General features: G+C 72.9%; 17 protein-coding genes. 8 read left to right on the top strand and 9 right to left on the bottom strand.

All coding sequences use genetic code 11. The features are described from left to right. Positions 1-27 precede the first annotated feature (27 nt). The gene (locus E1286_RS47965) at positions 28-408 is read right to left on the bottom strand and encodes a hypothetical protein (protein ID WP_165969833.1); all 381 of its coding nucleotides are present in this window, start codon (positions 406-408) and stop codon (positions 28-30) included. Continuing rightward, positions 405-1,481: a glycosyltransferase family 9 protein gene (locus E1286_RS21435; protein WP_132615226.1), complete on the bottom strand. Its 1,077-nt coding sequence runs from the start codon at positions 1,479-1,481 to the stop codon at positions 405-407. The genes E1286_RS47965 and E1286_RS21435 overlap by 4 nt, the downstream gene beginning before the upstream one ends. An 84-nt stretch (positions 1,482-1,565) precedes the next feature. Between E1286_RS21435 and rfaE2 the strand changes: the two genes are divergently transcribed. Both rfaE2 and E1286_RS21425 read left to right on the top strand, forming a co-directional pair. Then, positions 1,566-2,993 carry a D-glycero-beta-D-manno-heptose 1-phosphate adenylyltransferase gene (rfaE2, locus tag E1286_RS21430; RefSeq protein ID WP_132615225.1) on the top strand — a complete coding sequence of 476 codons (1,428 nt, stop codon included), beginning with the start codon at positions 1,566-1,568 and terminating at the stop codon, positions 2,991-2,993. 35 nt (positions 2,994-3,028) lie between these two features. Beyond that, positions 3,029-3,502 carry a DUF1440 domain-containing protein gene (locus tag E1286_RS21425; RefSeq protein WP_246075022.1) on the top strand — a complete coding sequence of 158 codons (474 nt, stop codon included), beginning with the start codon at positions 3,029-3,031 and terminating at the stop codon, positions 3,500-3,502. A gap of 9 nt (positions 3,503-3,511) precedes the next feature. Here E1286_RS21425 and E1286_RS21420 read toward each other — a convergent pair whose 3' ends face one another. Next, positions 3,512-5,056, bottom strand: coding sequence for an IucA/IucC family protein (locus E1286_RS21420; protein ID WP_132615224.1), 1,545 nt, complete (start codon positions 5,054-5,056; stop codon positions 3,512-3,514). 58 nt (positions 5,057-5,114) lie between these two features. On the opposite strand from E1286_RS21420, the gene E1286_RS21415 reads away from it, so the two are divergent. Then, positions 5,115-6,641, top strand: a complete 1,527-nt coding sequence (locus E1286_RS21415) for an IucA/IucC family protein (RefSeq protein WP_132615223.1) — start codon at positions 5,115-5,117, stop codon at positions 6,639-6,641. Here the strand turns inward: E1286_RS21415 and E1286_RS21410 are convergent. The 3 genes from E1286_RS21410 to E1286_RS21400 form a co-directional block, all read right to left on the bottom strand. Continuing rightward, positions 6,631-7,728 (bottom strand): sialidase family protein, encoded by a 1,098-nt coding sequence (locus tag E1286_RS21410; protein ID WP_132615222.1) that lies wholly within the window; start codon positions 7,726-7,728, stop codon positions 6,631-6,633. The genes E1286_RS21415 and E1286_RS21410 overlap by 11 nt on opposite strands. A 263-nt stretch (positions 7,729-7,991) precedes the next feature. Beyond that, positions 7,992-8,663 (bottom strand): class F sortase, encoded by a 672-nt coding sequence (locus E1286_RS21405; protein ID WP_223190192.1) that lies wholly within the window; start codon positions 8,661-8,663, stop codon positions 7,992-7,994. A gap of 2 nt (positions 8,664-8,665) precedes the next feature. Further along, entirely contained in the window at positions 8,666-9,208 is a 543-nt protein-coding gene (locus E1286_RS21400; protein WP_132615221.1) for a hypothetical protein, read from the bottom strand. A 195-nt stretch (positions 9,209-9,403) separates the two neighbouring features. Here E1286_RS21400 and E1286_RS21395 point away from each other — a divergent pair, with 195 nt between their 5' ends. After that, complete coding sequence (locus E1286_RS21395; protein ID WP_132615220.1) at positions 9,404-10,804, top strand: dihydrolipoyl dehydrogenase family protein; 1,401 nt, start codon at positions 9,404-9,406, stop codon at positions 10,802-10,804. A 7-nt stretch (positions 10,805-10,811) separates the two neighbouring features. On the opposite strand, the gene E1286_RS47960 is transcribed toward E1286_RS21395, so the two are convergent. The 3 genes from E1286_RS47960 to E1286_RS21385 all read right to left on the bottom strand — a co-directional run bounded on the left by E1286_RS47960 (position 10,812) and on the right by E1286_RS21385 (position 13,536). Beyond that, positions 10,812-11,231, bottom strand: coding sequence for an STAS domain-containing protein (locus E1286_RS47960; protein WP_165969832.1), 420 nt, complete (start codon positions 11,229-11,231; stop codon positions 10,812-10,814). 89 nt (positions 11,232-11,320) lie between these two features. Then, positions 11,321-12,322 (bottom strand): hypothetical protein, encoded by a 1,002-nt coding sequence (locus E1286_RS47955; RefSeq protein WP_165969831.1) that lies wholly within the window; start codon positions 12,320-12,322, stop codon positions 11,321-11,323. After that, positions 12,319-13,536 carry a hypothetical protein gene (locus E1286_RS21385; RefSeq protein ID WP_132615216.1) on the bottom strand — a complete coding sequence of 406 codons (1,218 nt, stop codon included), beginning with the start codon at positions 13,534-13,536 and terminating at the stop codon, positions 12,319-12,321. Before E1286_RS21385 ends, E1286_RS47955 begins: the two co-directional genes overlap by 4 nt. A gap of 326 nt (positions 13,537-13,862) precedes the next feature. Between E1286_RS21385 and E1286_RS21380 the strand changes: the two genes are divergently transcribed. The 4 genes from E1286_RS21380 to E1286_RS21365 form a co-directional block, all read left to right on the top strand. After that, positions 13,863-15,995: a transglycosylase domain-containing protein gene (locus E1286_RS21380; protein WP_132615214.1), complete on the top strand. Its 2,133-nt coding sequence runs from the start codon at positions 13,863-13,865 to the stop codon at positions 15,993-15,995. Between the two features lie 195 nt (positions 15,996-16,190). Further along, the gene (locus E1286_RS21375) at positions 16,191-17,162 is read left to right on the top strand and encodes a LacI family DNA-binding transcriptional regulator (RefSeq protein ID WP_132615212.1); all 972 of its coding nucleotides are present in this window, start codon (positions 16,191-16,193) and stop codon (positions 17,160-17,162) included. Next, positions 17,149-18,441, top strand: a complete 1,293-nt coding sequence (locus tag E1286_RS21370; RefSeq protein ID WP_132615210.1) for a serine/threonine-protein kinase — start codon at positions 17,149-17,151, stop codon at positions 18,439-18,441. Before E1286_RS21375 ends, E1286_RS21370 begins: the two co-directional genes overlap by 14 nt. Positions 18,442-18,833: 392 nt before the next feature. Continuing rightward, positions 18,834-19,344: lytic polysaccharide monooxygenase (locus E1286_RS21365; RefSeq protein WP_165969830.1), on the top strand; the 511-nt coding region annotated here is incomplete at its 3' end.

Raw genomic sequence — 19,344 nt, 5'->3', positions numbered from 1 at the left:
CGGCGACGCCCCCTGCTATGCGACCTTTCACCGCATGATGTCGGGATCCTCGTCGTCCGGCGGGAGCGAGGCCGGGTTGAGCTGTTCGAGCGGGGCCTCGTCCCGCACCGCCCGCTCGGCCTCGGTCGTCTCCTCCACGGGCCGCGCCTGGCGCGGCACCCGCAGCAGCCCCAGGCTCTCCTGCTCACCCCGCCGCACGATCACCTCGTTGATCGCCTCGATCACCTCCGGTCTGCTGTAGGCGCCTTCGGGCAGCTCATTGAGGTGCGCGAGCAGGTCGGCCGGCAGGTTCACGTGCTCGGACGCGTGCGCGTACACCTCCCGCATCGCCACCCGGTCGCGTCCGCTGAAGGCCTCCTCGATGGCCTGCTGCAGTTGGTCGATCACGGCTCGGTCGGTCATCGTCATCCCCCCAAGGGTCCGGCGAGCAGGTCCAGAGCCTGCTCCGCCACCATCTCCACCGACACGTCGCGCACCCACGACTCCTCATGGGCGCAGCGCACGGCGCCCGGCTCCACGCCGCGGGCGCCGCAGCGCGGGCAGGCCGTGGTCCACGACGTCAGCGGCCGGTGCGCCGTCCTGCTGAGCGGGCCGTAGGTGACCAGGTTGCCGCACCAGTACACGGCCACGGTGGGCGTGCCGACGGCCGCGGCGAGGTGCCGCGGTCCTGTGTCGTTGGCGATCAGCAGGTCGCACCGCTCGTGGAGCGCGGCCAGGCCGCCGAGGCCGAGCGCGCCCACGACCGGCGTGGCGGGCCGGCGCATCGACTCGACCACGCCCATCACCAGGTCCTTCTCCTCCTGCCGCCCGGTCACGACGACGGGACGGCCGGTCATGTCGGCCACCTCGGCGAAGCGCTCCACCGGCCAGCGCCGGCGGGGGTCGTTCGCGCCCGGGTGCACGGCGACGAGCCCCGCGGGCACCTCGCCGAGGACGCGGGCCAGCTCGGCCCGGTCCGCCCCGGTGATCGCGATCCGGGCCTCCAGCCCGTCCGCGACCCCGCCGACCAGCGCGGCGACCTGCAGGAAGCGCAGCGTCTCGTGGTGGTAGTCCGTGTACGGCACCCAGCGGTCGAGTTCCTCGGCCCCCGGCGCGCGCAACCCGGCGGTCACCCCGGCGCCCAGGCCGCGTACGAACGGATTGGAGTAGCGTCCGCCGCCGTGGATCTGCACGGCCAGGTCGAACCCGCGCGCCCGCAGCTCCTCCATGAGCCCGGCGGGCACCGGATGCCCCGGCTCGGACGTGGAGACGCCGGTGATCAGCGGCAGCGCCACCACGTCGTCCACCGGTCCCGGCCGCCCGGTCAGGAAAGCGGCGTGCCAGGCGGTGCCGAGCAGCGTCAGGCGCGCGCCGGGGTAGGCCCGCTTGATCGCGTCCAGCGCGGGGACGGACAGCAGGTAGTCGCCGATCGCGTTGGCCCGCAGCACCGCGATCCTGCGCACCCCGCCGACCAGCCCTCCGGCCGCGTCCCGTCCTGACATAACGGGTTCTGCTACCCCAGAACCCGGCCGCCATAACTTGGACAAAACTGGTTTGATCAGGTCTTTCTCCGGTACTCGCTTCTCATGGGCACAGACAAGATCATCAGCGCCGTGGTCATCGGCGACGTCATGCTCGACTCATGGCTGCGCGGCCCGGCCAAGCGTCTCGCCCAAGAGGCGCCGGTGCCCGTGATGAGCCTGGAGGCGACCGAGGACGCCCCGGGCGGCGCCGCCAACACCGCCGCGAACCTGGTGGCGCTCGGCGCGCGCGTCCGCCTGGTCGGGGTCGTGGGCGACGACGAGTGCGGCGAGAAGCTGGTGCAGTCGCTGCGCCTGCTGGGCGTCCAGGTCGACCTGGTGACCGTGCCGGGACGGCGTACGGCGCACAAGCGGCGGCTGGTCACCAGCGGCCAGCTCACCGCGCGCTACGACGAGGAGGACCGGGACGCGCTGCCCGAGACGGCAGAGCGGGAGCTGCTGCGGCGGCTCGCCGACGCCGGGGCGGGCGCGGACGTGGTGGTCGCCTGCGACTACGGCGGCGGGGTCTGCACGCCCGCCGTGCGCCGCGCGCTGACCGAGGCGCCGCTGCTGGTGGTGGACGCGCACGCGGTGGCGCCGTGGCGGGAGTGCGCGCCGGCCGCGGTGCTGCCCAACTACCTCGAGGTCGTACGCCTGCTCGACGGCGACGGCAGCGGCGGCGGCGACACCGACGACCGGCCCGCGTACCTGATGGCCCGCTCGGGCCGGCTGCTGGAGCTGACCGGGGCCGGGATGGTGGTGACCACCCTCGACGGCGAGGGCACGCTGCTGCACCGGGACGGGCATCCGCCGTACCGGACGTACGCCGAGCCGGCGCCGCAGCACATGGCCACGGGCGCGGGCGACACCTACACGGCGGCGTTCGCGCTCTGGCTGGCGGGCGGCGCGACACCGGAGGAGGCGGCGGAGGCGGGCCAGGCGGCGGCCGGCGTCGTGGTGCGCCGCCCCGGCACCGCGATCTGCACCCGGTACGAGCTGCTGCGCGCCCTGCGCCGCCACGAGGGCACGGTGCAGACGCCCGAGCGGCTGGCCCAGCTGCTGGACGCGCACCGGCGCAGGGGCGAGCGGGTGGTGTTCACCAACGGCTGCTTCGACGTGCTGCACCGGGGCCACGTGACGTACCTGGAGGAGGCGGCGCGGCTGGGCGACGTGCTCGTGGTGGCGGTCAACAGCGACGCGAGCGTGGCCCGGCTGAAGGGCCCAGGCCGGCCGGTGAACCCGTGCGAGGACCGGATGTCGGTGATCGCGGCGCTGAACGACGTGGACTACGTGGCCGAGTTCGACGAGGACACGCCCGAGCGGCTGCTCCGGATGATCCGCCCGGAGATCTACGTCAAGGGCGGCGACTACACCCCCGAGATGTTGCCGGAGGCCCCGCTGGTGCGGGCGCTGGGCGGCGAGGTGCGGGTGCTCGGCTACGTGCCGGACCGCTCGACCACCGCGATCATCGGCCGCATGCGCGCGCTGCCGTGAGGTTTACCGAGGCGCCGTCCGGTAAGCGGCACCGCATGGCACACCAGTACAAGGAGCCCGCCGGTCGCCGGGAAGGCTCGCCTCTCGTACATGCCGCCGCCGGCGGCGTGGTCGCGTCCATGGCGATGTCGGGGATGCGACGGCTCACCACGGCCCTCGGGCTGGTGCCGAAGACGCCGCCGGAGTCGGTGCTGGAGAAGACCGCGCCCCGGGCCTTCTCCCGCGTGCCGGTCGAGCGCCGCCCCGCCGTGGTGGAGCTCGTCCACTGGCTCTACGGCTCCACCGGCGGCGCCGCCTTCGGCCTGCTGCCGCGCGGGGTGCGCGAGCGCCGGTGGGCGGGCCCCGTCTACGGCGTGCTGGCCTGGGCCGCGTTCGAGACCGCCATCGCGCCCGCGCTCGGCCTGCAGCGTAAGCGCAACACCACCGCCGAACGGCTGGCGCTGCTGGCCGACCATCTGCTCTACGGGGCCGTGGTGGCCTCGTCCTGCTGGCGCGCGCGGGAGCGCTGACCGGCCGGCTCATGGAGTGAAGAGCCTCAACGGATTGGGGACGGGCACCCAGCGCATGGCCGCGCCGTCCGCCTCCAGCCAGCGCAGCAGCAGATTGGCCTTGGCCGGGATGTGCGTGGCCGCCAGCAGCTCGCGCAGTTCCGCCGGATCGCCGTGGTCCTTCGCCGCGACGGCGAACACGGCTCTGGCCCGCGCCCACAGCTCGTCGCCCAGCTTCGGGTGGCGCTCCGCGACCGCGCCCGCGATCTCACACAGGTTGTTGGTCACCAGGCAGTAGACCAGCCGCTCCCACGCCTGCGCGCCGCCCAGCACCGGCGCCTCCAGCCCCGGGTGCCGTTCGGCGACGAGCTTGACGCCCTCGTGGTCGCGGAACAGGGCCTGCGCGGGCATGCCGCCCGCGTCCACGCCGACCAGCACGTTCTGCAGGTGGCACTCCAGCACGACGCCGTGCCGCAGGTACGCGTGCAGGACCGGCGGCACCACATGCTCCAGGTAGCGCTCCCACCACAGCAGCGAGCGGTCCTCGTCCAGGTCGTCGAGCGGGTTGCCGGCGAAGCCCTCCCCGATCCCGGCCGCGAGCAGCGCGGTCAGCCCCGGGTGCAGGTGCGCGCGGAGCCCGTCACGGACGATCACCGCGAGCGCCTCCCCGCCGTCGGCGCCGAGGCGAGCGCTGCGGTAGCCGCGGTCGCGCAGCACGGCCGGGCGCGGCACCTGCTCGGGCAGCCCGTCGAAGGCCCGGTCCACCAGGGCGGCGACCAGCGGCAGCCGGCGCAGGTCGTGCAGCCACAGGCGGCGCACGTCGTTCGTGATCCGCACGTCCAGGCTGAACTTGCAGAACAGGTCGGCCTCCGGCACGTACACCGTCCGGACGGACGACGTCGGCACCACCGGCCCCGCCGTGACGCCCAGCCGGCGCAGGTGCCGCAGGCCGCCGAGCAGCCGCACCTGCCAGGGATGGGCGGGCAGCGGGACCAGGCCGCCGTCCGCCGTCCCGCCGAGCCGGTCGAGCCCGCCCGTGTCCCCCACCTCGACCAGATCCTCCACGGGGACGCCGAGCAGCGGCAGCCGGAAGCTCGCGTACGCCTCCGGCGCGTACGCCAGCCACTCCTGCGGCCCCGCTCCCCCACGGGCCTTGGGCGCCGGGTGGAAGCGGTGCCCCGCGAGCAGCGCCTGCTCGGAGCGCAGATAGGGGTCCGCGGGCGGCGTCGCGGATCGCCGGGCGGTCAGCAACGCGGCCGTGACATCCCTGCTGTGCCGGATTTCCGCGGCCAGCACCCGGTTGTCGGCACCCGTGGCCGCGCGCAGTTCGTCCGCCGCGATCGCGATGAGCTCGTCCAGGCTCAGCGGGCGCCGGCCGCCGGGGGTGCACAGCGCGGGCCGGACGGGGTGGCGCGTGCCCGCGGCGCTCACCACGCGCCCGGTCGCGGGCAGCAGGAAGCCGCCGGTCTCGGCGGGCCTGGCCACCTCGCGGATCAGGCAGTTGAGCAGCGCCGTCTGCGCGAGCGCGTCCGCCTGGTGCTCGGGGCCGGGCACGAGATCGTCGGTGGATGCCATGGCGAGCTACTCCCCCCGTGGGTAGCTAGCAGGCATGTTGCCGGAAAAGGTGGGAAATATGCGGCCGGTGGAGGAGGCATTCGCGGCCGAGCTGGCCCGCGTACGTCCCGGTCTGTCCACCCGGTACGCCGAGGCGCTGCCCGGCGCGCGGGCCGCCGTGCTGGGCCGGCTGTGGCGCGGGCTGCTCCACGAGCCGCTGCCCGGCCTGACCGTGACCGGCACCGGCGTCGTCACGACGGCCGGCGGGCGCCTGCTGACGGGCTCGCCGCGGCGCCCGTACGACCTCGGGGAGGAGCCCGCGCTCCGGCTGGACGGACGCCCCCGTTCGCACCCGGCCGAGCTGCTCGCCGCCCTCGGCCTGCCCGGCAGCGACCGGCTGGTCGAGGACCTGGACAACAGCGTCGCCTCGCTGGCGCTCTCCCGCGCCGCGGCCCCGCCCGCGTACGCCGCCAAGACCCTCGAAGACCACGAGCAGAGCGTGGTGGACGGACATCCCTACCATCCGGGGTGCCGCAACCGGCCCGGGGTGTCGGTGGCGGAGCAGCTGGCGTACATGCCGGAGCACCGGCCCACGGTCGCCCTCGACCTGGTGGCGCTGCCGGCCGGAGAATGCCTGGTCACGGGGCCGTGGCCGTTCAGGGAGGGGGACCGGCTGCTGCTGCCCGTCCATCCGTGGCAGACCCGGCACGTCCTGCCCGGTCTGGGGTCGCGCCCGTACGCCGTGGCCGCCGTCCCGGCGCGGCCGCTCATGTCCGTACGGACCCTGGCCCCGCTCGACGGCGGCCCGCACGTCAAGACGGCGTTCAGCACGCGGATGACCTCCGGCGTGCGCGACATCTCGCCCGGCACCGTCCGCGACTGCGTCGCCCTGTCGGACCTGCTTGTTTCCCTCGCGGCGCGGGCCGGGGGCGGTCTGCGGGTGTCCCGCTACCTCGCCGGAGCGGCGGCCCTGGTGAACGGCGAGCCCACCGCCGACCTGTCGGCCCTCCTGCGCGAGCCCGTCACGGGCAACGTGCTGCCCGTCGCCGCGGTCACCCGGGCCACAGCGAACGACCCCGAGGCGTGGCTGGCCGCGTTCGCACGGTCGGCCATGACCGGGACGCTCGGACTGCTGGCACTCGGCGCGGCCCTGGAGGCGCACGGGCAGAACCTGCTGGTCGAGCTCGACGCCGACGGCATGCCGTGCCGGTTGATCTACCGGGACCTGGCCGACGTCCGGCTCAGCCCGGCGCGGCTGGCCCGCCACGGCGTCGAGACGCCGCCGGTCAGCGCCCGGCTGCTCGGCGACGACCCGTCGGTGCTGCACGCCAAGCTGTACGGCTCGCTCGTCGGCACGACGTTCGGCAGCCTGGTCGCGCTGTTCGGCCAGGGCGACCGGGAGGCGGAGGCGCGCCTGTGGCGGCTGGTCGCCGCCGCCGCCCGCGAGGCGTTCGACGCGCTGCCCGAAGGGCCGGACGTGCGGGCGGACCGCGCCGCGCTGTTCGCAGCGCGCCTGCCGGCCAAGGCCCACCTGCTCGCCCGGCTGGACGGTGCCCCGCCCGGCGACAGCTGGACCACCCTGCCGAACCCGCTCCTCACCCGGTGAGCTCGGCGATCGGGACACGCCGGAAGGCGATGCTCTCGTACGGCCCGAAGTCGCCGGTCTCGAACAGCAGGCCGACCGTGCCGGCGTCCAGCCGTACCAGGTCGGAGTAGGCCGCGGGCAGGCCGGACACCGTGTGGGCGACCCGCCAGGTCACCCCGTGGTCGTCGCTGGCGCGCACGGTCATCAGCGCCCGCGCGTCGGGCGCCGCCGGGCCGGAGAACAGCAGCACGTCCGGCGACGCGCACCACAACACGCTGCCCTCCACGACCGGCCCGACCAGCCCGGCCTGCGGGCGGAACGGCAGCTCCAGCGTCTCGCCGCCGTCGGCGGAGTAGGCGTCGGCCCGCGTGCCGGGGGCGGTCGAGTCGGTGCGGGTGTTGAGGTAGAGGCGCCCGCCGGGCAGCTCCGTCGCGGTGGTCTCGTTGACATTGACGTAACCGTCGGGTCTGTCGTCGACGTAGCCGATGCGCCAGGTCTCGCCGCCGTCGTCGCTCAGCAACGCGTGGCCGCCGTTGTACGTGCCCTCGGTGCCGGCGTCCTTGCCCTCAGGCGGCAGGGAGTGGTTGGCGGGCACGACGATCCGGCCCGCGTGCGGGCCCTCGCGGAGCACGACCGCGTGGCCGGGCGTGGTCGCGTACCAGCGCCAGCCTGACCGCTTCACGTCAGTGGTGATCTCACGCGGCTGCGACCAGGTGACCCCGTCGTCCGTGCTGACCTGGACGAACACCCGCCGCCCGTCCTCCTCGGCCACCTGACCGCGGCGGATCTTCTCCTCGGTCGCGGACGGCCCCTGCCGGACGAACACCAGCACGATCCGGCCGTCGTCCAGCACCACCGGGGCGGGGTTGCCCGCCGTGCCCCGGCGCGGCTCCGTCGCCACGACCTCCAGCCCGCCCCATGTCCGCCCGCCGTCGGACGACCGCCTGAGCACCAGGTCGATGTGCCCGGAGTCGGACGCCGACCCGCGCCGCCCCTCCGCGAAGGCCAGCACGGTGCCTGCCGGGGTCAGCACGACCGCCGGGATCCGGAACGTGTGATAGCCGTCCGTCGCCTTCCGGAACGGCACCGACGTCGGGTGATCCGCCATGCGCGCACGTTACGACGCCCAGGTGAACGCAGACCGACGCCGGCCGTACGTGAAGACGAATGCGATCAGCGGTGGAGCAGGGATGCAAGCCACAGAAGGGACAGACCGCACCGCCTACCTGGACCATGACCATCGAGTCGGGCCGGACGAACCGCGAACCCGCCATCCCCAGCGTGCCCTGACCCGGACATGGTTGTGCCGCCGAGGAGGGAAGGAACTCCTCGGCGGCACGTCTATGGGGTGCTTGCCGGTGTGGCCGGGGGTCAACGGGCGAAGACGATCACGTTGTCGCGGTAGCTGTTACGTGATCGGTCGAACGTCCCGCCGCAGGTGATCAGTCGGAGCTCGGCGCCCTTGGCGGTGCCGTAGACCTGCTTGTCGGGGATGCGGCTCTTCGGGTAGCGGGCCAGCCGGCCCACCACGAACGTGACCGTGCTGCCGTCGGCCCGGTCGACGTGGATCTTGGCGCCCTTGCGCAGCTCGCGCAGGCGGTAGAAGACGGCGGGGCCGGTCTTGGAGTCGACGTGGCCCGCGATCACGGCCACGCCCTTCTCGCCCGGCTCCGGGCCCGCCTTGTTCCAGCCCACCCGGGTGAAGCTGGTGGGTGCGACGAGTTGGCCCTTGGCGTCGAGCCGGAGCGCGGACACCCCGGTCGAGACGCCGATGGCCGGGATGCGTAACCGCACCGGGTTGGCCACGTCCGCCGCCGCCCGGCCCCCGCTCTCGGCCGCCGCCGGCTGCGCGACCCCGCCGGCGCCCGCCACGTCGCGGGCTACCGGCCGTGCGATCTCGCCCGTCACCGGACCCGGCGCCTCGGGGGCGGCAGGTCCGGTTCCGGAGGCGCTGGTGGTCTCCGCGTTCATGACGTTCCCGGGGACGCAGGCAGTGGTCGCGGCCAGTGCGCACGCGGCGGCGGCCGCCAGCCTGAGGCGCATGGTCAGCTCTCCGTGAAGAACGTGCGCCGGAGCCAGTACGCCGCCACCGCGAGAATCCCGAGGAAACCCAGGGTCAGCGACACCGCGGACGACGTCCAGGAGGTACCGCTGCTCACGGCGGACTCGTCACTCACCGTGGCCACAGCGGGGCTCCCGTTACCGGCGGTCCCGCCCATGCCGGTCTCCACCCCGCCCCGGGGCGCGTCGTCATCGTCGTCGTCGAGCACCGCGCTGCCACCAGCGCCCGTGTCCACCCCGCCACGCGGAGCGTCGTCGTCGTCATCCCGGGTCACGGCCCCACCCGCACCCGTCTCCACCCCGCCACGCGGAGCGTCGTCATCATCTTCATCCCGGGTCACGGCCCCACCCGCACCCGTCTCCACCCCGCCACGCGGGCCGTCGTCATCGTCGGCGGCGACGGCCGTGAGGTGGATGGACGGCAGGGCGGCGGCCTGGGCGGTCGTCGTGGTGAGGGCGGTCGTGGCGCCCCCCATTCCGAGGGAGATCGCGGTGGCGAGCAGCGCCCGCCGTAGTGCCTGACTCATGTCTGGCCCTTCTGGTGTCGCCGCGGCCCTTCCGCGGCTGTTCCCCAGCGTGTCGACAGGCGGTTGGACCACCATGAGCCCGAGATGAAAGGACTCTCACCCTGCCCACACGCGCAGACGGGGACCCGGCCCACCGGGTGCCCACCCCCGGCGTGAAAGCATCGGAACCGTAGCCGGACATGTGGGGAGGCAGGGGTGGCTGACGAGTTCGACGTCATCGTGATCGGTGGCGGTCCCACAGGTGAGAACGTCGTCGACCGGGCCGTACGCGGCGGCCTGACCGCGGCGATCGTCGAGGAGCGGCTGGCCGGCGGCGAGTGCTCCTACTGGGCGTGCGTGCCGAGCAAGGCGCTGCTGCGCCCGATCGACCTGGCAGGCGAGGTCCGCAGGGTGCCCGGCCTCTCGCTCGGCCCGATCGACGTGGCCGCCGTGCTGGCCAGGCGCGACGAGGCCGTGGCGAACTACGACGACTCCGGCCAGGCGCGCTGGATCGAAAGCGTCCCGGCCGAGCTCGTACGCGGCCACGGCCGCCTCGACGGCCCCCGGCGCGTGCGCGTCACGACCCCGGAGGGCGAGCGGGTGCTGACCGCCCACCACGCGGTCGTGCTGGCGACGGGCAGCGTCCCCGTGGTGCCGCCCGTGCCGGGCCTGACTGAGGCGAACCCGTGGACCAGCCACGAGGTGACCGCCGCCAAGGAGATCCCTGAGCGGCTGGCGGTGGTGGGCGGCGGCGTGGTCGCCTGCGAGATGGCCCAGGCCATGCACGGCCTGGGCGCCCAGACCACCGTCCTGGTACGCGGCGACGGCCTGCTCGGCCGGATGGAGCCGTTCGCGGGCGAGCTGCTCGCCGAGTCGTTCGCCGAGGCCGGCATCGACGTACGCACCCGCACCGGCGTCGTCGGGGTCGAGCGCCCCGAGCCGGGCGGCAAGGTGACGCTGCACCTGTCCGACGGCGTGCCGCTGGAGGCCGACGAGGTGCTGATCGCGACCGGCCGCCGGGCCGCCACGTACGACCTCGGGCTCGACACCGTCGGTCTGCCGCCGGACGCGCCTGTCGAGGTGGACGACAGCCTGCGCGCCACGGCGGTGGCCGATGGCTGGTTGTACGCGGTGGGCGACGTCAACGGCCGCGTGCTCCTCACCCACATGGGCAAGTACCAGGCCCGGGTGTGCGGTGATGTGATCGCGGCCCGCGCCCGCGGCGACGAGCTGCCCGGGATGCGCGACCTGGCGGGCGGCTACGGCTCGCCGCAGGTGGTCTTCACCGACCCGCAGGTCTGCGCGGTCGGCCGCACCGAGCGGGCGGCCCGCGACGACGGCTTCAACGTCCGCGTGGTCGACTACGACATGGGCGCGGTCACCGGGGCCTACCTGATGGGCGACGGCTACCGCGGCAAGGCCAGGGCGGTCGTCGACGAGGACAGGAAGGTGCTGCTCGGCGTCACGTTCGCCGGTCCTGGCGCGGCCGAGCTGCTGCACGCCGCGACGATCGCGGTGACCGCGGAGGTGCCGCTCGACCGGCTGTGGCACGCGGTCCCGTCGTTCCCGACCGTGAGCGAGGTGTGGCTGCGACTGCTGGAGACGTACGGGCTCTGAGGCGCGCTCAGCCGAGGCCGCCCGCGGGCGTGACGGCGCGGACGATGTCCGCGTCGGGCGCCGCCTCCACCATCAGCTCCGCCACCGTCTCCTCGACGCTGTCGCGCAGCTCCACGTGGGACAGCAGGTCGGTGAGGCGGAGCACGGTCATCAGGTGAGAGGAGGGACGCACCAGGATGATCCGCCCGTGGTCGCCCTCCTCCTCCATCCGCTGCAGGGCCATCGCCAGCACGCCGATGACCGACGAGTCGTAGAAGTCGAGGTCGGCGAGGTCGAAGACGAGGACGGGCCCGTCCGACCAGTCCCATACGGCATTGACGCACGCGCTGAACCGGACCCGGCCCGCGTGGTCGAGCTCCCCGCTGGCGCGCAGGACCGTACACGGGAGGTGCCGGGTCGTCTGGATCAGCAATGCGTTCCGGCCCACACAGGGAACCTGCCCCCTGTGCGGGGTTATCACAGTTGATCCCGGTTTTTCCCGGACCCTTACGCTCCCTGGACGCCGCGCCGACCCGGTCAGCCCTGGATGCCGCACTCCAGAGTCGGCACCGCTCCCGGCACGGGCGCCAGCATCACGAGCAGTGGCGAGCTGGTCGGGCTGGGCACCGTCAGCTCGGTGACGTTGCCGCGCACGCTCACCTCGGGCGTGCCCAGGTCGCCGTCCCGCAGGCTGAACACCCGCTCCACCGACGGCGCGGCGGCGTGCACCATCTTCTTGGCGGCGTGGCGCAGCCAGCGCAGCTCGCTGTTGACCCGCCGCCACGTCGCGGGGATGAGGCTGGCCGGCTCGGCCTTGGTGCCCAGCCGGAACGTGATACGCCCGCTCGACCCGAACCGGTCCTTGAGCGCCGGGTTGACCAGGAACATGCCGGCCCGGATCTGCCGGGTGCCCTGCCGGTTGAGGTTGGCCAGGCCGCCCGCGCTGATCAGCGTGTAGAACTCGCAGCGGATGCCGTCGAGCGTGTCGGGGTCGTAGTCGACGGCCGGCGGCTCCTCGAACACGACCTTGTTCAGCCGCACCCCGGCCACCCCGTCGGGGGTGACGCGTCCCTTCAGCGCCTCGCGCAGGTCCTCACTGACGTCGTCGCCCTCGGTGACGTCCAGCGCCTCGATGCAGACCAGGCCGTCGTCCGGGATCTCCTCCGGCGTCAGGTCGAAGGCCACCCGGGCGTGCGACTTCTTGCCCCGCAGCAGGACGCACTGGCGCAGACGCCCCTGCGAGCGGATCTGCAGGAAGCGCGGCCCCGGGCCGGCGGGCTCCGTACGCCCGGTGTGCCAGCCGCTCACCGAGCGGTCGTCCGTGGACAGCCCCAGCGTCACCCGCAGCGGGCGCCCCTGCGCCGAGATCTTGAAGCCCACCATGCCGGACGTCTCGAAGCGGCCGATGATCTGGCTGCCACGGTGCAGCCGGTCGGTCACCTGCAGCGCCGGCACGTCGCCGGTGAGCAGGTGGACGGGCGGGACGGCGGGAACGATCACCTGGTCGAGGTCGGTCGCGGGTCCCGTGCTGCTGCTCATCTCGTACTCCTCGAGGGGGTCAGTGTCGTGGCCAGAGCGGCCGGGTCATGGAAGTCGAACCGGGTCAGCAGCGGTTCGCGTCGCTTCCACATGCGGGCGACCGCGGCGTAGAGCGGATCGCCGTCGCGTTCGGCGTGCCGCAGGTTGACGGTGAGCACGCGGGTGTAGTCGTCACCGTGCTCCCAGTGGGGCAGGAGCTGGCTCGGCACGTCCGCGCCGCAACTGCGCAACCAGAGCCAGAGCCGGGCGCGTTCGCGCTGCTCAGGGCCGAGGATGGTGTCGCCCTTGGCGTGTCGGGCGATGGCCTCCTGCAACAGCGAGCGCAGCTCGTACGGCGTGCGCGGCACGTGCGTGGCGCCGCAGGCGCCGCCCTCGGACCACCCGGCCTGGATCAATGGGATGCCGAAGGCGGGCAGGTCGCTGTCGCCGAAGGTGACGCCCACGTCCGTCACGCTCCACAGCACGTTCGCGGACAGGGCGCCGGTGACGCCTCTGATCCGCGGGTTCCCGGTGTCGGGAACGGGGTCGAGGAACAGCCAGTTGGCGTCGTCGTCGCGGGCGGCGAACTCCGCCGTCGCCTCGAACAGCTCCTCGTCCAGGCCTGGCGAGTGGCCGAACACGGCGATGGTGGGCCGGTCGGCGTCGATGCCCAGGCGGGCGCAGCCGTAGTGTCGCAGCTGGCGGCGCTCGGTCTCCGTACGGATCTGGTAGCCGCCGCTCTTGGCCCGCCAGGCGACGCGCTCGGCGCTGGGCCTGATCGTCTCCCGGTACGGCCACACGTGCCGTTCGAAGAACGCCCCGATCCGGGCGGGCAGCTCCTCCCGCAGCGAGCAGGGCCCCTGGTCGGGGAAGAGCGCGTACGCCTTGAGCGTCCCGCCGCCGTGCACCAGCACGACGGGGACCTCCCGCTCCACGGCGCGGTCGGCCCGGCTGGTGACCAGCGCGGCGGGCGGCACCTCGGGCCGGCCGTCCGGCGCGGCGCCGAACGCCTCGGCCAGCGGCGCCCATTCCGGCGCCGCGAGCACGACGAGCCGCGCCGAGACCAGACCGCAGATCGCCTTCGCCACCAGCAGCGTACGGACCACGACCCGCGGGTCATCGTCGTCGTACGCCTCCGCCACGACGCACCTGTCGCCGCCGGGGCTGTCTCCCCAATATGTCCTGGCGGCGGCGAGCAGGCGATCGGCGTGCTCGCCCTCCCCGACACGACGCATAGCAGCCCTCCACCAAGGCCTGGAAGAAATGCCCCGGTAGACGTTGCCAGACCGGTGGACAACCGCCACGCGGGCAACACGGTTCTTTGCCGCCGCCTGGACGAAACTCGGCCACCGCAGAAGGAGCGCTTGATCCCACTCGCCACAGAGACCACGAGCCGCCCGAACCATCCGCATGTGGTCCGAACCCGTGCAAAAAACCTGGCCCCGGGACGAACATTCGCCTCTCACGGGGCATCCAAGGTTTTACCTGGAGCATGTCATGCCCGGGTTTAAGATGCACCGTATTGCCACGAGGGGGAGGGTTATCCAGCATGGGTTCCCGTATGTCGAGTATGGCGCGGCTGGCGGCGGCCGCGACGGCGGCCGGCGTGGTGGCCGCCGCGATCGCGTTGCCCGCTGTCGGAGGCACCGGAGCGGTGTTCGTCTCGGCGTCGGAAGAGCTCGGCATCAAGCCTGAGGAGCTGAAGGAACCCCCGCTGGCCGAACGCACGACCGTGCTCGACGCCGAGGGCAACCCGATCGCCTGGTTCTACGAGGAGTACCGCGAGAACGTCAAGCTCGACCAGATGGCCGACATCATGAAGACGGCCATCATCTCGATCGAGGACTACCGCTTCTACGAGCACGGCGCGATCGACATCGAGGGCACCATGCGCGCCCTGGCGAAGAACCTCGCCACGGGCCGCGTCGCCCAGGGCGGCTCGTCCATCACCCAGCAGTACGTCAAGCAGGTGCTGCTCAACTCGGCGACCACCGAGAAGGAGAAGAACGCCGCCCTGGAGGCCAGCTACGGCCGCAAGCTCAAGGAGCTGCGGTACGCGATGGCGGTCGAGGAGAAGTACACCAAGGACCAGATCCTGGAGAAGTACCTCAACATCGCCTACTTCGGCGCTGGCGCGTACGGCGTCGAGGCGGCGGCCAAGCGCTTCTTCGGGGTCACCGCGTCGGAGCTGAGCCTGCCGCAGGCGGCGACGCTGGCCGGCGCCGTGCAGGACCCGAACGCGACCGACCCCAACCTCAGCAAGGACCATCGCGACCGGCTGCTGAACCGGCGCAACGTGGTGCTCGACCGGATGGCCGAGCTGAAGAAGATCACCCCGGAGCAGGCCGCCGAGGCGAAGAAGACGAAGCTCGGCTTCAAGGGCACCCCGATCCCGGGCGGCTGCGGCTCCAGCGACTACCCGTACTTCTGCATGTACGTGCGCAACGAGGTGCTCAGCAACCCGGCGTTCGGCAAGACCAAGACGGCGCGCGAGCAGTTCCTCAACCGGGGCGGCCTGAACATCCAGACCACGCTCGACCCGAAGATGCAGAAGGCCGCCGAGCAGGCCATCAAGAAGCACGTCTTCGCCGGCGACAACCCGGTGGCCTCCGAGGCGCTGGTGGAGCCGGGCACGGGCGCGATCAAGGCCATGGCCGCCAGCCGCGAGTACGGCACCAACAAGCGCAAGAAGGAGATGTCGTACAACGTCGTGGCCGACGCGGTGCACGGCGGCGGCGTGGGCTTCCAGGCGGGCTCGACGTTCAAGACGTTCACGCTGCTCACAGCCCTCAAGGAGGGCATGAAGATCAACGACGGGCTCTCCGTCGGCAGCGGCTACCGCGCGCCCTACTACTCCTCGTTCAAGAACTGCAAGGGCGAGAACATCGGCGACCCGACCCACACGGTCACCAACGACGAGGGCGGCGGCGGCTTCAAGACGCTGGCCACCGGCACCTGGGAGTCGGTCAACACCTTCTTCGTGGCGCTGGAGCAGAAGGTCGGCCTGTGCGACACGGTCAAGACCGCCAAGTCGCTCGGCATCAAGCGCTCCGACGGCCTGCCGCTGCAGGAGTACGAGACGTTCACGCTCGGCATCAACGAGATGGACCCGGTGACCGTGGCCAACGCGTACGCCGCGATCGGGGCGCGTGGCAAGTACTGCAGGCCAATGGTCATCACCAAGATCACCGACCGCGACGGCAAGGTGACGAACTACCAGCCCAAGTGCAAGCAGGCGATCGACCCCGGGGTCGCCGACGCCGCGGCCGACATCCTGTCCGGCGTCTTCACCAAGGGCACGATGAGCGGCGTGGGCGGCATCGGGCGGCCGGCGGCCGGCAAGACGGGCACCACCGACGCGCAGGCCACGGCCTGGTTCGCCGGGTTCACCCCCGACCTGGCCGGGGCGGTCAGCATCGGTGACCCGCGCGGCTCGCAGAACTACAAGCTGAACAACATCACCATCGGCGGACAGTACTACTCCTCGGTCTTCGGCTCCTCCATCCCGGGCCCGATCTGGAAGGACACCATGATCAACGCCCTGAAGGGCGTGCCGGCGACCGACTTCCACCCCGTCGACACCGCGCGCTTCGGCGGCTGCGGCTCCAGTTGCCGGCCGGCGCCGCCGGAGCGGGACCAGGAAGAGCCCACGGGGCCGCTCGACGAGGCGGACGTGACCACCGTCCTCGAATGAGGATTTTTCCTGATTGTCGGATATGGAGAATCGGGCGCGGAAATAACCCGTGATCCACAACCCCGGCCGATCTAGCTGAGCGAATTCGGAGTGCGTCCGCACAAGCGGGCGCACTCCCAGCAAAGGCCCTATTAACAACGGCGAAACATTGCTAACGTGGGAGCGCTCCCAGGATCTTTTCCCGCGAGGTGATCCATGACCGAGCAGCCCACACTGGCACAGGTCGCGGCCGCTGCCGGGGTCTCCCCCGCGACCGCGTCGCGCGTTCTCACGGGCTCGGTGCGGGTCAGTACGTCGACCCGCCGCCAAGTGTACGACGCAGTGTCCCGGATGGGATACGTCCGACATCGCGCACCCCGGGGAACGGCCGCCGCGACCATGGCCGGCGGCGTCACGGCGGTGGTCTGCGACCACCTCCCCCGGCTCTTCTCCGAGCCGTACTACGCCAGGCTGCTCTCCGCCGCCGGCAACGTGATCGCCGAGCACGGCACCCACCTCATGGTGACCACCGTCAGCCCGGCCTCCGCCACGCTGCCCGCGCTGTCCGGCTCGGTGCTGATCGTCGGCGCGCGCGAACGCCATCCGCTGGCGATCAAGTTGTCCGCCTCCGGCGTGCCCGTGCGCAACATCGGCCGGCCGCCGCACGACCTCAAGCTTCCGTTCGCCGACGTGGACAACCGCGACGGAGGCCGCCAGGCGGCCGAGCACTTCCTGCTCACCGGCCGCCGCGACATCGCCGCCATCGGCGGGCCGCCGTCCCTGCCCGCGGCCCGCGACCGGCTGGAGGGCCTGGTCCGCGCCCTGCAGGCGGCCGGCCTGCGCGACGTGCCGGTGGCCTACGGCGACTTCACCGCCGCCTCGGGCACCCACGCCATGCAGTGGCTGCTGCGTCATGCGCCCGGCATCGACGCCGTCTTCGCCGCCTCCGACCTGATGGCGGCGGGCGCGATCCAGGCGCTGCGCCGGGCGGGGCGCAAGGTGCCGACCGACGTCGCGGTGATCGGGTTCGACGACGCCCCGGTCGCCCGGCACACCGTTCCCACGCTGACCACCGTCCGCCAGCCCGTCGAGGAGCTCGCCACCGTCGCCACCCGGCTGCTCCTGACGGGAGCGGCGGGCGTCGATCCCGTGCTCCCCACGGAACTGGTGGTCCGTGAGTCGGCTTGAGCCGGGGGACGTGCTGGCCCGGCGGTATCTGCTCCTGGATCCGCTGGCCCACGGGGGGATGTCGGTCATCTGGCGTGCCTTCGACCAGTCGCTGCACCGGATGATCGCCGTCAAGGTGCTCACCGCCTCGCTGCACACCGACCCCGGCCAGCGGGTCAGCGTGCGCAGCGAGGCCAGGGCCGCCGCCCGCTTCATCCACCCCGACGCGATCGACATCTACGACTACGGGGAGACCGTCACCTCCTACGGCGGGGTGGCGGCGTACGTGGTGATGCCGCTGCTCGACGGCACGCCGCTGGCCGAACGCGTCGAGCACGGGGCGCTGCCGTGGCAGGAGGCGGCCTCCATCGCGCTGCGGCTGGCGCGGGTGCTGACGGCCGGGCACGCGCGCGGCCTGGTGCACCGCGACGTCACGGCCGAGAACGTGCTGCTCACCGCCGACGGCCCCAAGCTGCTCGACTTCGGCATCGCGGCCTGGGCGGGCGATCCCGACGACGACCGCGGCACGCCGCCGTACGTGGCGCCGGAGCGGCTGCTCGGCGCGCCGACCCATCCTGCGATCGACGTGTACGCGCTCGGCGTGCTGCTGCACACCATGCTCACGGGGCGGACGCCGTACCCGGAGACGACGTGGGAGGAGATCGAGGCGGCCCGCAGGACGTCACCGCCTCCCCGCGTGCCCGGCGTACCCAAGGCGATCGCCGCCCTCTGCCGGCGCTGCCTCGCGCAGGACCCCAGACAGCGGCCCACGGCGGCCGAGGTCGCCGCGGCCCTGACATCCGCACTCAGCACGGCCACACTGACGCGAAACGTCCGACGCGGCGTCACGGTAACCGGCTCGGCCCTGCTCGCCCTGTCGGCTCTTCTGTGGTTCCAGCACCAAACGCCGCCCCGCCATCCACACCAGGCCGCCCTACCCCCGCCCACGCTGCTCGAAAGCGCACCCCCCTCGCCGACCGGCCGCGCCTGGACCTCTCCCGAGGAACGGACGGTCGAGCGTCCGCCGACATCGGCAGGCGCCGTCGAACAGGCGGTGGCGGGGTTCCGTACCGTGCTGGAGGACAGAACGGCCTGCGGCGGGACGGACACCGACGTCGTGCTGGACCTGCGCCAGGTGCTCCAGCACGCCGTGCTGCCCCACGGCCCGGCGGAGGCCCGCACCGAAAGCGTGCGCAGAAAACTCTCCGACCGCTCCCGCGAAGGGCGCCTCGCCCCAGCCTGCGCCAACGCCCTGCGACTCCACCTCGACGCCCTCGACGCCGCCCTCCGGTCCGAGTGACAACCGGCTACGCCTCGTAGGCATCGTCCTGGGACGCGCCGGGACTCTTGGAGATCGGCGCCGGCGCACCGGCCCTGTCGTACGAGCGCGGCGAGCAGCGCCGGCCGCGGCCGGCCGCCAAGGGACTCCAGGATGTCGGCCGCCCCGTGCCCGATCGGCCGACAACAACCCGGCGAGCGGGAGCCGCCTGTCCCAGGGGCTCTCGTCAACCGGGCGGCTCCGGCCGGCGGCCCGCGAACGAGACGTCTGCGGGCAGGCTGCCGGCGGAAACCATGACCATGATCGGCTGAAAGTTTCACCGCGCGTTGTCGGAACGCCGGCGGCCGTGTTTCAATGCGTTCGCCGGGCGGGCAGGTCGGGTTTCCTCTGTCGTCAGCGCAAGGGAATCCCCCATGAGGTCAATCAAATCAGCGGTCATCGCCGCCGTCCTCGTCCTCGTCACCGCACTCCTGATGGCGCCCACGCCGGCGCAGGCCCACGGCGTCACCATGTTCCCCGGCAGCCGTACGTTCCTGTGCTGGCAGGACGGCCTGCGGGACAACGGCCAGATCCAGCCCTACAACCCCGCGTGCGCGGCCGCCGTCCAGCAGGGCGGCGCGACCCCGCTGTACAACTGGTTCGCGGTGCTGCGCTCCGACGCGGCCGGCCGCACCAGCGGCTTCATCCCCGACGGCCAGATCTGCAGCGCCGGCACCGGCGGGCCGTACGACTTCACCGCCTACAACGCGGTCCGCTCCGACTGGCCGGTGACGCACCTGACGTCGGGCGCGACGATCCAGATGCGGCACAGCAACTGGGCCGAGCACCCCGGCACGTTCAGGTACTCCATCACCAAGAACGGCTGGAACCCGGACGCCCCGCTGAAGTGGTCGGACCTGGAGCCGTTCGGCAGTGTCACCGACC

Origin of the sequence: Nonomuraea terrae (genome assembly GCF_004348995.1) — a bacterium.
GTDB classification, from domain to species: Bacteria; Actinomycetota; Actinomycetes; order Streptosporangiales; family Streptosporangiaceae; genus Nonomuraea; species Nonomuraea terrae.
The sequence above is the reverse complement of the archived record's forward strand: the minus strand, read 5'-3'. Positions and strand labels throughout refer to the sequence as shown.

Bases quoted from the DNA above. Each gene is read 5' to 3' on its own strand.
- E1286_RS47965 (WP_165969833.1), bottom strand. From the start codon at position 408: ATGACGATGACCGACCGAGCCGTGATCGACCAACTGCAGCAGGCCATC.
- E1286_RS21435 (WP_132615226.1), bottom strand. From the start codon at position 1,481: ATGTCAGGACGGGACGCGGCCGGAGGGCTGGTCGGCGGGGTGCGCAGG.
- rfaE2 (WP_132615225.1), top strand. From the start codon at position 1,566: ATGGGCACAGACAAGATCATCAGCGCCGTGGTCATCGGCGACGTCATG.
- E1286_RS21425 (WP_246075022.1), top strand. From the start codon at position 3,029: ATGGCACACCAGTACAAGGAGCCCGCCGGTCGCCGGGAAGGCTCGCCT.
- E1286_RS21420 (WP_132615224.1), bottom strand. From the start codon at position 5,056: ATGGCATCCACCGACGATCTCGTGCCCGGCCCCGAGCACCAGGCGGAC.
- E1286_RS21415 (WP_132615223.1), top strand. From the start codon at position 5,115: ATGCGGCCGGTGGAGGAGGCATTCGCGGCCGAGCTGGCCCGCGTACGT.
- E1286_RS21410 (WP_132615222.1), bottom strand. From the start codon at position 7,728: ATGGCGGATCACCCGACGTCGGTGCCGTTCCGGAAGGCGACGGACGGC.
- E1286_RS21405 (WP_223190192.1), bottom strand. From the start codon at position 8,663: ATGCGCCTCAGGCTGGCGGCCGCCGCCGCGTGCGCACTGGCCGCGACC.
- E1286_RS21400 (WP_132615221.1), bottom strand. From the start codon at position 9,208: ATGAGTCAGGCACTACGGCGGGCGCTGCTCGCCACCGCGATCTCCCTC.
- E1286_RS47955 (WP_165969831.1), bottom strand. From the start codon at position 12,322: ATGAGCAGCAGCACGGGACCCGCGACCGACCTCGACCAGGTGATCGTT.
- E1286_RS21385 (WP_132615216.1), bottom strand. From the start codon at position 13,536: ATGCGTCGTGTCGGGGAGGGCGAGCACGCCGATCGCCTGCTCGCCGCC.
- E1286_RS21380 (WP_132615214.1), top strand. From the start codon at position 13,863: ATGTCGAGTATGGCGCGGCTGGCGGCGGCCGCGACGGCGGCCGGCGTG.
- E1286_RS21375 (WP_132615212.1), top strand. From the start codon at position 16,191: ATGACCGAGCAGCCCACACTGGCACAGGTCGCGGCCGCTGCCGGGGTC.